The 12,797-nt window shown below is 68.7% G+C and carries 12 protein-coding genes; 3 read left to right on the top strand and 9 right to left on the bottom strand.

Features of this window, described 5'->3' with window-relative positions; translation table 11 throughout:
- Nucleotides 1–59 precede the first annotated feature (59 nt).
- The 4 genes from DM194_RS25100 to DM194_RS25085 are packed head-to-tail and all read right to left on the bottom strand — an operon-like array spanning nt 60 to nt 3,645.
- Nucleotides 60–722 carry an ABC-type transport auxiliary lipoprotein family protein gene (locus tag DM194_RS25100; protein WP_246024660.1) on the bottom strand — a complete coding sequence of 221 codons (663 nt, stop codon included), beginning with the start codon at nt 720–722 and terminating at the stop codon, nt 60–62.
- Nucleotides 723–724: 2 nt separating this feature from the next.
- Nucleotides 725–1,684, bottom strand: coding sequence for an MlaD family protein (locus tag DM194_RS25095; protein ID WP_111070383.1), 960 nt, complete (start codon nt 1,682–1,684; stop codon nt 725–727).
- Nucleotides 1,685–1,693: 9 nt separating this feature from the next.
- Nucleotides 1,694–2,491, bottom strand: a complete 798-nt coding sequence (locus DM194_RS25090) for an ABC transporter ATP-binding protein (protein WP_111070382.1) — start codon at nt 2,489–2,491, stop codon at nt 1,694–1,696.
- On the bottom strand, nt 2,491–3,645 hold the full coding sequence (locus DM194_RS25085) for an ABC transporter permease (RefSeq protein ID WP_246024658.1): 1,155 nt from the start codon (nt 3,643–3,645) through the stop codon (nt 2,491–2,493). Before DM194_RS25085 ends, DM194_RS25090 begins: the two co-directional genes overlap by 1 nt.
- Before the next feature lie 269 nt (nt 3,646–3,914).
- On the opposite strand from DM194_RS25085, the gene DM194_RS25080 reads away from it, so the two are divergent.
- Nucleotides 3,915–4,430: an adenine phosphoribosyltransferase gene (locus DM194_RS25080; protein WP_111070380.1), complete on the top strand. Its 516-nt coding sequence runs from the start codon at nt 3,915–3,917 to the stop codon at nt 4,428–4,430.
- A gap of 15 nt (nt 4,431–4,445) precedes the next feature.
- Here DM194_RS25080 and DM194_RS25075 read toward each other — a convergent pair whose 3' ends face one another.
- The 3 genes from DM194_RS25075 to DM194_RS25065 all read right to left on the bottom strand — a co-directional run bounded on the left by DM194_RS25075 (nt 4,446) and on the right by DM194_RS25065 (nt 7,115).
- Nucleotides 4,446–4,907 carry a DoxX family protein gene (locus DM194_RS25075; RefSeq protein ID WP_111070379.1) on the bottom strand — a complete coding sequence of 154 codons (462 nt, stop codon included), beginning with the start codon at nt 4,905–4,907 and terminating at the stop codon, nt 4,446–4,448.
- Between the two features lie 233 nt (nt 4,908–5,140).
- A complete protein-coding gene (locus tag DM194_RS25070; protein ID WP_246024657.1) occupies nt 5,141–6,103 on the bottom strand; it encodes a DMT family transporter in 963 nt (320 codons plus the stop codon).
- A 172-nt stretch (nt 6,104–6,275) separates the two neighbouring features.
- Entirely contained in the window at nt 6,276–7,115 is an 840-nt protein-coding gene (locus DM194_RS25065; RefSeq protein ID WP_111070377.1) for a 2-keto-4-pentenoate hydratase, read from the bottom strand.
- 172 nt (nt 7,116–7,287) lie between these two features.
- Between DM194_RS25065 and DM194_RS25060 the strand changes: the two genes are divergently transcribed.
- Both DM194_RS25060 and DM194_RS25055 read left to right on the top strand, forming a co-directional pair.
- Nucleotides 7,288–8,592 (top strand): acetylornithine deacetylase/succinyl-diaminopimelate desuccinylase family protein, encoded by a 1,305-nt coding sequence (locus DM194_RS25060; RefSeq protein WP_111070376.1) that lies wholly within the window; start codon nt 7,288–7,290, stop codon nt 8,590–8,592.
- A 377-nt stretch (nt 8,593–8,969) separates the two neighbouring features.
- The gene (locus DM194_RS25055; protein ID WP_246024654.1) at nt 8,970–9,344 is read left to right on the top strand and encodes a response regulator; all 375 of its coding nucleotides are present in this window, start codon (nt 8,970–8,972) and stop codon (nt 9,342–9,344) included.
- Nucleotides 9,345–9,423: 79 nt separating this feature from the next.
- Here DM194_RS25055 and DM194_RS25050 read toward each other — a convergent pair whose 3' ends face one another.
- Together DM194_RS25050 and DM194_RS25045 are read right to left on the bottom strand one after the other, a co-directional pair.
- Nucleotides 9,424–12,114 carry a bifunctional diguanylate cyclase/phosphodiesterase gene (locus DM194_RS25050; protein WP_246024653.1) on the bottom strand — a complete coding sequence of 897 codons (2,691 nt, stop codon included), beginning with the start codon at nt 12,112–12,114 and terminating at the stop codon, nt 9,424–9,426.
- 161 nt (nt 12,115–12,275) lie between these two features.
- Nucleotides 12,276–12,782, bottom strand: coding sequence for a hypothetical protein (locus DM194_RS25045; RefSeq protein WP_111070374.1), 507 nt, complete (start codon nt 12,780–12,782; stop codon nt 12,276–12,278).
- Nucleotides 12,783–12,797 lie beyond the last annotated feature (15 nt).

Here is a 12,797-nt window from a genome sequence, read left to right as displayed (position 1 = left end):
GTGGCAAGGGCTTTTCCGCTGCGGCACCTGCGGACGCAGACGTGCCCGCGCTTCGCCGGTCAGCTGCCGGGGGCGGGGAGACGCTGCGACAGCGCCCAGTTCACCAGTTCGCCGGAGACGAGGCCCAGCGCCTCGTCGAAGGCGGTGACGATGTCGGTGAAGGACCGGCCACGCACGGGAACCGACGCCTCGAAGGTCTCGCTCGCCTCGATGGTCCGGCGCGGCATGGCGACCAGCTTGGCCGACAGGCGCACATGCACCCGGTCCGGCATGGCCGCACCCGGCGTCGCGTATTCCGCCTGGAAGTCGCGCAGGTCCGATTTCAGCACATAGTCGGAGCGCAGACCCACCGTGTCACGCCCGACCGAGACGATCCGTCCGCTGTCCTCGAAGGTCTGGACGATCAGCCCCTGCACCATGTTGGGCGCCCGGTCGGCCCAGGACACGTCGGCGAAATAGTCGAGCGAGGTCGGCGTGCGGGCCAGCGCGATGCGCGGCGTGTCGATCCCGGCGGCGGCGGACGGCGTTTCGACCAGCAGCTGCCAGTCGACCTTGGGACCGGGAGCGACGGTGGCGCGCGGGGTGAGGGTGTAGAGTTGCGGCGCCGTCGGGTTCAGCGTGGCGCAGGCGGCAAGCCCCAGCAGCAGGACGGCCCCCGCCACCGCGCGCAGCGCCGACCGCACCGCCCCTTTGCCCGTCCCCTTCCGCAAGATCGCCGTCACCGTCATTTCCCACGCACCTCCACACCCTGACGCGTCCCACCGAACAGGAAGTTCGACGGATCGTTCTCGATTCGCGTGATCACCCGCGACAGCTGGCCGGACAGGTCGCGCAGCTGGGAGATCAGCAGCGTCAAATCATATAGTCCGGTGGCGGTAAAGTCGCGCACCGGCTCGCGATTTTCCGCCATCAGGGCGTTCAGAGTGTCGGAGGTGCGCTTCAGCGAGCGCATCAGCTCGCGCGTGTCCCCGGTCAGCTGCTTGGCGCTGCCGTCCACCGTCGCCAGCGTTTCCCGCGCCTGGGCCAGAGTGCGGTCCAACTGCGGCCCGACCGCCTCGAAGCCGTTCAGCGTCTGCCGGGCCTGGGCCATCGTCTCCTCCAGGCCGGAGCCGGCGCGGGCAAGCTCGCCGCTGAGGATGCGGGCGTTGTTCAGGATCTCGCCGATGGCCTGCTGGTTCTCGCCGTTCAGCAGCTCGCCCAACCTGGTGATGACCTCAAGCGCGCGGTTGACCAGCTGCGGCGCGCTGTCGACCACCGCCGTCAGCGAACTGGGGCGCGACGGGATGGTCGGCACCCCGTCGGCGTCGGTGGCGGTCAGCCGCTTTCCCCCCTCCGTCCCGCCGGAGATCTGGACATAGGCGCCGCCGGTGATACCCTGCACCTCCAGCGAGGCGATGGAATCGGTCATGATCGGCGTGCCCTTCTGCACCTGGATCGTCACCCGGACCCGCGTCACGTTGTCGGGGTCGAGCCGGATGTCGGTCACCGTGCCCACCGGCACGCCGCGGTAGCGCACCGGGCTTCCCTGCTGCAGGCCGGTGACGGAGCCGGTGAAGTAGATGCGGTAGGTCTCGCGCGATTCGTCCAGCTGGACCTTGGCGATCCAGGCGGTGAAGACCAGCAGGCCGGCGACCAGGGCCAGCACGAAGCTGCCGACAAGGATGTAGCTGGCGCGGGTTTCCATGGCGTGGCCCTACCCTTTCGCGTGGCGGAGAGCGGCGTTGCGCTCTTTCGCGTCGAGAGCCGCGCGGCCGCGCGGCCCGTGGAAATACTCGCGGATCCAGGGATGCGGATCGGCCAGATGCTGGGCCAATGTCCCCACCCGGATTTTCTTGTCGACCAGCACGGCGATGCGGTCGCAGATCGAGGTCAGGCTGTCGAGGTCGTGGGTGACCATGAAGACGGTCAGCCCCAGGCTGCGCTGCAGCCCCCGGATCAGCGTGTCGAAGGCGGCGGCGCCGATGGGATCGAGCCCGGCGGTCGGCTCGTCCAGAAACAGGATGTCGGGGTCGAGCGCCAGCGCGCGGGCCAGACCGGCGCGCTTGATCATGCCGCCGGACAGCTGCGCCGGATGCTTGGTCCCGGCATCGGGCGGCAGTCCCGCCATGGCGATCTTGACCCGCGCCACCTCCGCGATCAGCGCCGGCGGCAGATCGGTGTGCTCCTTCAGCGGCAGCATCACGTTTTCCGCCACCGTCATGGAACTGAACAGCGCGCCGTTCTGGAACAGCACGCCGGTGCGGGCCTGCAGCGCCGTGCGCTCCGCCCGGTCGAGTTCGGCGGTGTCGTGGCCCAGCAGCTCGATCCGGCCGTCCGACGGCGCGATCAGGCCCAAAATCTCCTTCAGCAGCACCGACTTGCCGGTGCCGGAGCCGCCGACGACGCCCAGCACCTCCCCGCGCTCCACGTCGAGGTCGAGCCCGTCATGGACGGTCTGCGGACCGAAGCGGGTGACAAGCCCCCGCACCCGGATGACGGGAGAGGCATCCATCACACCCCCAGCATGGAGAAGACGACGGAGAACACCGCATCGATGACGATCACCAGGAAGATGCCCTCCACCACCGACTTGGTGGTCATGATGCCGACGCTTTCGGCGCTGCCGGAAACCTTCAACCCCTCGTAGCAGCCGACCATGGCGATCACCAGGGCGAAGACCGGCGCCTTGATCAGCCCGGCGATCACCGTGTTGATGCCGACGGCGCTGTGAAGCTGGCGGATGAACTGCCCGAAGGTGATGTCCAGCGTGGCATAGGCCATCACCGCGCCGCCGAACAGCCCCATCACGTCGGCGTAGAAGGCCAGAAGCGGCAGCGAGATCATCAGGGCCAGCGCCCGCGGCACCACCAGCAGTTCGATCGGGTCGAGGCCCATGGTGCCGATGGCGTCGATCTCCTGGTTCACCTTCATGGTGCCGATCTGCGCGGTGAAGGCGGAGCCGGAACGGCCGGCGACGATGATCGCCGTCATCAGGATGCCGATCTCGCGCAGGACGGAGATGCCCAGCAGGTTGACCACATACAGCTCCGCCCCGAAGCGCTTCAACTGGTCGGCTCCCTGGAAGGCCAGAACCACGCCGATCAGGAAGGACAGCAGCCCCAGGATCGGCAGGGCGTTCAGGCCGGTCTGCTCGATATGGAACAGGACGGAGGTCAGGCGCAGGCGCGACGGGTGCCGGATCAGCCGGGCGAAGGTGACGGTGACGAGGCCGAGAAAGCCGATGAGGTTCAGCAGTTCCCTGCCGGCGTTCACCGTCGTCTGGCCGGTGCGGAAGACCATGTCCAGGATGGGGTGATGGTCGCGCTCGACCGGATGGTGCGGCGCCTTGCCGGCATCGCGCACCGCGCCGAACAGGGCGGCATGCTCCGGCCGCAGCCCGACCACCTCAACCGAATGCCCTTCCGCCTGCAGGCGGTCGGCCAGCCGGTTCAGCAGATAGGCGCCGACGGTGTCGAGCGCCTCCACCCGCGACAGGTCGAGCCGTACGCCGGCACCGCGCTCCGGCTTCGGCGCTTGGTCCAGCGCATCAGACGCGGCCCCGGCCGCAGGCAGCGTCCAGCGCCCGGCGGCGCCGATCCGCCACCCGCCGTTCTCCGGCCCGGCATCGATCCGGGCCGTCTCGACCGCCGCTCCGTCCTTCGCCAAAATTCCAGCCACAGGCTCCGCCGCACGCAACCGCACTCCGCCCGGTGCGTCAGGCCGACCGGTGTTGTGGAACGTGGCGGAGCACCACGGAATGGTCAACCCCATGCGGCATGGCCGCGTGACACGGCCGCCATGCCCGGCCCTGGCCCCGGCCCCGTCGGGAGCCGCGGCCAATCGCGTCTTTCCGCGCAGTCAGCCAGCCGCTAAAGTGCCGGGCGGCGGCCCCGGCCTGTCAGCCGGCACCAGACCCTTTACGGACACGATCTCCGATGAACCTGAAAGACCATATCCGCGGCATTCCGGATTTCCCGAAACCCGGCATCCTGTTCTACGATGTCTCGCCGCTGCTGGCGAACGGCGCCGCCTGGAAGGCCGCCATCGACGAGCTGGCCGAGGCCGTGCGCCCGCACAAGCCGGACCTTCTGGTCGGAATCGAGTCGCGCGGCTTCCTGGTCGCCGCCCCGCTGGCCCTGGCGCTGGGCATCGGGTTCATCATGGTGCGCAAGCACGGCAAGCTGCCGGGCGACAAGATCGCCCATTCCTACAATCTGGAATACGGCACCGACACCATCGAGGTGCAGGCGGACGCGGTGAAGCCCGGCCAGCGCGTGGTGGTGCTGGACGACCTGCTGGCGACCGGCGGCACCATGGTCGCCGCCATCAACCTGCTGCGCCAGGTCGGCGCCGACGTCCGCGCCGCCGCCTTCCTGGTGGAACTGACCTTCCTCAACGGCCGCGACCGCATCGACGTGCCCAGCGTCTCGCTGATGGCCTACGATTCCTGAGGCCGACCCCGCAGGTCAGCGGCGGGACCGCCAGCCGTCGATGCTGAAGCGCCCGCCGCCCGCCGCCACCAGCGCCAGGAGGCCGCCGATGATGGCGACGTTCTTCATGAACTGGATCTGCTGCATCTTCATGGCCTCCGGCGCGGCGTCCCAATAGCGGTGGGCGATCAGGGTGGCGGCGACGGTGAAGGCCGCGACCAGCAGCGCCGCCAGCCGGGTCCAGGCGCCCAGCACCACCGCCAGCCCGCCGAACGCCTCGACCAGCGCGCCGATGGTGCCCATCACCGCCGCCATCGGCACGCCCTGGCTCTCCAGCCCGGCGATGAAGCCGCCGAGCGCCATCAGCTTGCCGAACCCGCTCTGCACGAAAATCGCGCCGAGCAGGACGCGGGCCGCTAGAAGCAGCGCATCCTGTCCGGCCGTGGCGGCTCCCGCACCCGCACCGTACCCGCTCGACGATGTCGCATGGTTGGTCATCGCACCGGCTCCTCATTGCAATCCCATGGGCTTCAATCCCATGGATCGGCAGACGATGGCGGGAAGCCCGTTATTCCGCCAGTACCCGAAAGAACGGCTTCATACCGGCAGGCCGATGAATTGACCTGCCGTATTGCATTCAAGCGCCACGCAGGCTTTACCGCGCCAGTGGGCGCGCCGCCGTCGCGGCGGCCGGCGAACGCTTGAAGGGTCGGTTCAAGCGTTCGCCGGTATCAGCCTGTCTTCCATAAGGTGATGATCGTGACGCCGGCCACCGTCAGGGTCGCGCCAGCCAGTTGCAGCACGCCCATCGGCTCCGCCAGCATCAGATAACCGAAGACGGCGGCGGCCACCGGACCGAGGGCGCCGCTCAGCGCCACCAGATTGGGGCCGATCCGCCGCAGCGCCTCCGCCGTCATCAGCACCGGCAGCACGGTACAGACCACCGCCATCACCGCCGACAGCCCATAGACCGGCAACGGCAGTTCCAGCGCCGACAAGGGCCGCAGCACGACGAATTGCAGGATGCAGCACAGGCAGGCCGCCGTCATCGCATAGGCGGTGAAGCGCATGGCTCCCATACGCTGCACCACCCGACTGCTGCCCACCAGATAGACCGAATAAAGGAAGGCACCCATGAAGACCAGCCCGGCCCCGGCCATGAGGTTGGGATGGCCGATCCCAACCTCCGACCACACCACCAGCGCGACGCCGGCATAGGAGACGACCAGCGCCACCACCTCGCGCAGGCCGATCCGCTTGCCCAGGAACATGGCGGACAGCAGGACGACGATGGTCGGGTAGAGGAACAGCAGCAGCCGCCCCATCCCGGCCGACACATAGCGCAGCCCCAGGAAATCGCAGACGCTGGCGGCGTAATAGCCGGTGACGCCAAGTACGATGGTCAGGGCGAGGTCGCGTGGGGAAACCGGCGCCCGCTCCCCCTTCCCCGCGCCCGGCCACAGGGCCATGGCGAGGAAAAAGGGCAGCGCGAAGACCATGCGCAGCATGATCAGCGTCACCGGATCGACATTGTAGCGGTAGGCCAGCTTGATGATGACCGGCTTCAGGGAAAAGGCGACAACCCCCGCCACGGCAAGCCCGAGTCCGGCCAGCAACTGGACCGGCGGCAGGATGGAGGCCGCGGCGGCGCCGTCGGACGGCAGGCTGGCCTGGGATGCGCTGGTCTGGGGCAAGGCGTTTGAATCCGGCGACGGGAGCGGGAACGCCATTCAAACATCCCAGCGCCCGTTTGGCTCGCCCCAAGGCGGCGGACGGCCATGCCCTCCGCCACACCCTGGATTGCACGGCCCGCGACGCTCATGGCGAAGCGTCCAAACCGTCAGACGGCAGGATCCGCCGCGATGGTCAGGCGGCGGGAACCGCCGCGACGGCAGTGCCACTCATCGGAGCAAGGCCGGTGAAGGTGATCCGCGCCTGCTGGCCGATGGCGATGGAATGCACGCCGGTCAGGGCGCCGGTGGACACCCATTGCCCCGCCTTGAGCGGCCGGCCCAGCCGGACCGCCATTCTCAGCGCCACCGCGACCGCGGCCGCGATGCCGCCCGGCAGCTTGGCGGCGCTGCCGACCCCGACGCTCTGCCCGCCGATCAGCACCTCGGCCCGCAGGGCATCGGCACCTTCGATGCCGCCGGCGATCTCCTCGCCGACGATGAGGCCGCTGTTGTTGCCGAAGACGGCGGTCGAGGCGGTCGGCCCCAATTCGTTGACCGGGGCCAGCGGGCCGCCCGCCACCTCGACGGCGGCATGGACGGCGGCGATGAAGGCAGCGGCCTCCGCCGGGCTGTAGTCCAGCTTGTCGGCGGGGGCGTCGGCGGCGATGCGCACCGCGAACTCCGCCTCCACCGCGCCGAATCCGCCGGCGATCACCGGAAAGCTCAGCGCCCCGCCATCGGCGGCCTCCACCGTGCCGGCGAAGATCGGGCCGATGTAGCGCATGGCGCCCAAGGCCTCCTCCAGGGCCGGCGGCACCCGCGCCACCTTCCAGCCGGCGACCTCGTCGGGCCAGGCCGCGGTCGCCGTCGCCTGAATGGCGTAGGCGGTGGCGAGATCCGCCGGCAGCGGGCCGGGAAACGCGTCGAGCCCGGTGGCGCTGCGGCGGGCGGCGACGAAGCGGGCGGCGGCCTCGGCGATCACCGGGTCGGCCAGGGTCGGGGCGCTCAGCCCGATGGGGTGCGTGACGGTCATGACAGGAACTCTCAGATGGGGGGCGCCGCGACTGTAGCCGCCCCGGCCGGTCCGGGAAAGTGCGCTGCACAATGCGGTGAACCGGCGGCGGGAGAGATGGTTTCCGAAAGGCGGGGTGGACGGACCATCCGCTTGAGGCGACACTGGTGGCGTCCTTGCCGCGGGAGAGGCCATGCGCTCCGACACCGACGCCGCAACCAGCCAGCTGTTCCGCCGGATCGAGGCACGGCGCGACGATCTGGTCGCCCTGACCCAGGCGCTGATCCGCATCCCGACCGTCAATCCGCCCGGCGACGTCTATACCGACTGCGCCGAGCTGATCGGCCGGCGGCTGGCGGCGCGCGGCTTTGCCGTGGAGTATGTGCGGGCGGAGGGCGCGGCCGGCGACAGCGACCGCTACCCGCGCACCAACGTCGTCGCCCGAATCGAAGCGCCGCGGCCGGGGCCTTGCGTGCATTTCAACGGCCATATCGACGTGGTGCCGGCCGGCCAGGGCTGGACCGTCGATCCCTTCGGCGGGGTGGTGAGGGACGGGCGGGTCTATGGCCGCGGCGCCTGCGACATGAAGGGCGGCATCGCCGCCTCGATCATCGCCGTCGAATCGCTGCTGGAGGAAGGGCTGCTGACCGCCGGCGCGCTGGAGATCTCCGGCACGGTGGACGAGGAATCGGGCGGTTACGGCGGTGTCGGCCATCTGGCGAAGCTCGGCTATTTCTCCCGGCCCCGCGTCGACCACGTCATCATTCCGGAGCCGCTGAACGTCGACCGCGTCTGCATCGGCCACCGCGGCGTCTGGTGGGCGGAGATCGAGACCAAGGGCCGCGTCGCCCACGGCTCCATGCCTTTCCTCGGCAACTGCGCGGTGCGCCACATGGGCGCCGTTCTGCACCGGATCGAGACGGAACTGATCCCCCGCCTCGCCGCCAAGCGCACCGACATGCCGGTGGTTCCGGAGGGGGCGCGCCAGTCCACCATCAACATCAACGCCATCCACGGCGGCCAGCGCGAGGACCATGACGGCCTGCCCAGCCCGATGGTGGCGGACCGCTGCCGCATGGTCATCGACCGCCGCTACCTGATCGAGGAGGATCCCGAGGCGGTCCGCGGCGAGATCGTCGCCATCCTGGAGGATCTGCGCCGCAGCCGTTCCGGCTTCGATTACGAGCTGCGCGAGGTGCTGGCCTTCCTGCCGACGATGACCGACGCCGACGCCCCCGTGGTGCGGGCGGTGGCCGCCGCCATCGAAACCGTTCTCGGCCGCCCGGCCCGGCATGTCGTCTCCCCCGGCACCTACGACCAGAAGCATGTGGTCCGCGTCGGCCAGTTGAAGGACTGCATCGCCTACGGCCCCGGCATCCTCGACCTCGCCCACCAGCCCGACGAATGGGTCGGCATCGAGGACATGGTCCATTCGGCCCAGGTTATGGCGCTGGCGACGCTGGGGCTGATGAACGGCGACGACGGTTTGCCGTTCTGAACGCATATCGGGGAATGGGCGAAGCCGGAGCGCATTGCGGACGCACTCTTCTCCGCTCCCCTCATTCAATCGCCTGACAGACAGATCCAGCGTCGCGCCGCGAACGTATTCATGTTGTCCGGCATGGAGGAGCCGCGCGGGCGGCACTCCATCTGTATGTGGACATTTGGCCCATAACGCGGTGATCAGATCATGCGGACGCTGCCGAGAGAATGCGACCCCTCATTCCCGGAGATGATGAAACCGACAAATATCAGAAAACATCGGAACATTGGAACAACACCGTTCAAATAATTTATTCATCTTTACTTTATGATTTCCCAGATAGACACGGAAGCTCAGGCGAGAAAACCTTGATTCGAGATGCCTTGACCGACTTGACCATTCTGATCGTCGAGGACGAACCTCTGATTGCGATGAGCTTGGAAGATGTGCTGAGCGACCAGGGCGCCATCTGCCTCGGTCCCGTCGGCTCGATCGACAGCGCTCTGGAAATCATCGCAGCGAACCGCTTCGACATCGCGTTGCTCGACATCAACCTGCGAGGCCAGAAGATCGATCCGGTTGCGGACCGTCTGGCCGAAATCGGCATCCCATTCATTTTCACCACCGGCCATGGCGAGGATGGGCTGCCCAAGTCGCACCGCCACCGTCCGGTGATCGCAAAGCCCTACAGCGACACGACCGTGATCGACACGCTGTTGCAGTGCCGGACGCAAAGCGATCCGACTTCCGCGGACTTCCCTGGATGACGGGTGTCCGCTCCTGGCCGCTCCGGCCGCATCGGTCTCGCCGGGGGAGCCGCCTCGATGGCGCATCCGGTCGCCGGCGTCACTCCACAGCCACCGCATGGGCGGCGCCCTGCCTGCCCAGCAGCCGTTCCACCTCCTCGGCCGGGATCGGGCGGCTGAACAGGAAGCCCTGGTAGCTTTCACAGGCCAGGTCGCGCAGAAGCTGCAGCTGCTCCTGCGTTTCCACCCCCTCGGCAATCACCGACAGGCCCAGGCTGCGGCCCAGCCCGACGATGGCGCGCGGGACGGAGGCGTCGCTGGCGCCGGTCGACAGATCGTGGATGAAGGAACGGTCGATCTTCAGCTTGTCGATCGGCAGCCGGTGCAGGTAGCTGAGGCTGGAATAGCCGGTGCCGAAATCGTCCAGCGCGATCAGAACGCCGCGCTGCTTCAATGCCTCCAGCGTCGCCGCCGCCGATTCGACATCGTCGATCAGGGTGCTTTCGGTCACCTCGATCTCCAGCTCCGGCCCGCTCAGGCCGTTGGCGTCGAGGGCACGGGCGACCTTGGCCGGCAGCTGCCCGTCGCGGAACTGGGCGCCGGAGACGTTGACCGCCACCGGGATCGACAGGCCCAGGCGCGAGCGCCAGCGCCGGATCTGCTCGCAGGCCTCGAACAGCACCCAGTCGCCCATCGCCAGCACCAGCCCGGTCTCCTCCGCCACCGGCAGAAAGCGGCCGGGCAGGATCAGCCCCTCCTCCGGGTGGCGCCAGCGGATCAGCGCCTCCAACCCGACGACCCGGCCGGTCAGGGTATCGACCTGCGGCTGGTAGACCAGGAACAGCTGCCCCTCGCGGATGGCTTTGCGCAGGCTGGCCTCCAGATCCATGCGCTCGCGCGATCTGGCGCCCATCTCCCTGGTGACGAAGCGGAAGCCGTTCCGGCCCCTTTCCTTGGCGTGGTACATGGCGATGTCGGCGCAGCGGATCAGCCCTTCCGGGTCTTCGGCGTCGTCGGGATACAGGCTGATGCCGATGCTGGGCGTCACCACGAAATTCTGGCCGCCGACGGTGAAGGGGCTGGCCAGATGCGCCACCACCTTCTCGGCCACGCTCGCCGCATCCCCCGGCTCCATCACGCGGCGCAGCACGATCAGGAACTCGTCGCCGCCCAGCCGCCCGACCGTGTCGGATTCGCGCAATCCCGACCGCAGCCGCCGCGCCACCGACCGCAGCACCTCGTCGCCGAAGCTGTGGCCCAGGCTGTCGTTGATCACCTTGAAGCGGTCGAGGTCGATGAACAGCACCGCCACCTTGCTGCCCTCGCGCCGCGCCTCGCGCAGAGCCTGGGCGATACGGTCGAACAGCAGGATGCGGTTGGGCAGGCCGGTCAACGCATCGAAATGCGCCAGATACTGGATGTGCTGCTCCGCCCGACGCTTCTCGCCGATGTCCTCGGCGAAGGCCAGGACGAATTTCAGCTCTTCCGCCAGGATGACGGGCTGGAAATGCAGGCTGAAATGGCTGCGCCGCCCGCCCAGCACCAGCGGCTGGTCGGACTCCAGCCTGCCGCTTTCCCCCTGCAGCGCCGCCTCCAGCGCGAAGACGGACCCCTGGTCGCCGAAGCGCAGCCGCAAGTCGGTGCCCAGCAGTTCCTCCCGCGCCAGTCCCGCCGCCGCGCCGAAGGCCGGGTTGCAATCCGTCAGGAGGCCGTTCGTGCCGACCAGGGCGATCCCCAGCGGCGCCTGGGTGAACAGCTGCTGCCGTTCAGCCTCCTGCAGGCGGAGCGAGGCCGTCATCCTCCCCGCCAGTTCGACCGCACGGCTATGGGTCGCCAGCATCATGCGCAGGATCAGCGACAGCGCGATGCTCAGCGCGATCCCGCCGACCAGCAGTGCCCCCGGCACCCATTCATGGGCGGTCAGCACCCCATCGGGCAGGCTGTCGTAACGGACGGTCCAGACCCGGCCGCCCACCGGCAACTCCCGCGTCAGGCTGATGGCGGCCGTGGTTTCCAGCGGGCGCCGGCTGCGGTAGAGCGGGAATTCCGCCTCGGCCGGCGGCACGTCGTAGATCTCGATGCCGGTGTCCGGGCCGGTGTCCGGGCCGGCGTCCGGGCCGGCGTCCGGGCCGATATCCGGCCGCTTCTCGTCGACCAGCCCGTCCACCAGAGAACCGATCCGCACCGGGACCGCCACCACGCCGGTGAAGGAGGCCTGCCGCGCCTCCAGAGACGGCGGCAGCGGATCGCCGCGATAGGTCGCCTGATAAAGGATGAGGGCGGGCTTCGCCCCCGCCGCCTCGTCGATCTTCAGCGTGATCGCGCGGGTGGCGGCCGGCTCGCCGCTGTCGCGCGCCCGCTCGATGGTGGAGCGCCGTGTCGCTTCCGACATCATGTCGAAACCGACGGCCCGTACATTCGCCTCGTCGACCGGGGCGGTGAAGATGTTGACCACCCGTTCCGCCCCCGCGCTCTCGGGCCAGATGCGGAAATTCGTCAGGCCGGCCGCCCGCATCGCCGCCACCAGCTCGCCGGAACCGGTGGCCGGCACGGCGCGGGCATAGGCGACGGAAATGATGCCGGGATAGCGCCGCGGCATGTCCAGCGCTTCGACGAAGCGGTTCCACTGCGTCCAATGCAGGTCGGGGAAGGTCATCACCAGCGACGCGGCACTGCGGGCGACCTGCTGATAGACCTGCAGCCGGTCGGCCATCTGGCCGTGAATCTCCTCGACCCGCGTGGCGAAGCGGTGCTCCTCCTCCTGGGTCAGCAGGCGATCGGACTGGAGCATTGCAAGAACGGACAGGCCGCATCCGGCAATCAAAGCCAGAGCGGGTATCAGGGCCGGCAATGGCAGATTGCGCGGGAAACGACTGAAGGAGGGTTTCGGGCGGGAGGCCGGCGGGCGGTCCGCAGGTTGATCGGCTGCGGGATCGGCTGCCGGTTCCGCCATCAGAACTCCTCTAGGATCTTGGGGCTGGTCAGCAGCAGCGTTTCGATCATGCCCAGGATCTGCTCGATCTTGGTGCGGGTCGCATCGAGCTCGTCGGCGGTCTTGTCGTCGATGCCCGCCTCCATCAGCATGGTGTCGAAGGTGTGCAGGGTTTCGTTGAAGGCCTTCTGCTCCGCCACCAGCACGTCGAAGGCGCCCAGCGACGAGGTCAGCGCCAGCGGCGGATCGCTGACGAAGGAATGGCTGATGTCGGTGAAGATGGCGATGGCGCTCAGCTTCTGCCGGAGAACCCATTGCGGGAAATTCGGCGGCAGCTCCTTCCCGGCGGCCTCCAGCCTTTCCTGGATCGAGAAGATCAGCCCCTGGATGTCCAGATAGGCCGCGCGGATCTCGCGGAAGCGCGGAAAGGTCTTCGGCTTTCCGGCGGCGCGCAGCCGGGCCAGGGCGGCGATGTCTTCCGTCAGCTTCCGCGACATCCGAAGCACGACGTCCGTCAACTTCGACATCACACCTCTCCGCTC

The sequence above is a fragment of the Azospirillum ramasamyi genome, from assembly GCF_003233655.1.
GTDB lineage: Bacteria > Pseudomonadota > Alphaproteobacteria > Azospirillales > Azospirillaceae > Azospirillum > Azospirillum ramasamyi.
The sequence above is the reverse complement of the archived record's forward strand: the minus strand, read 5'-3'. Positions and strand labels throughout refer to the sequence as shown.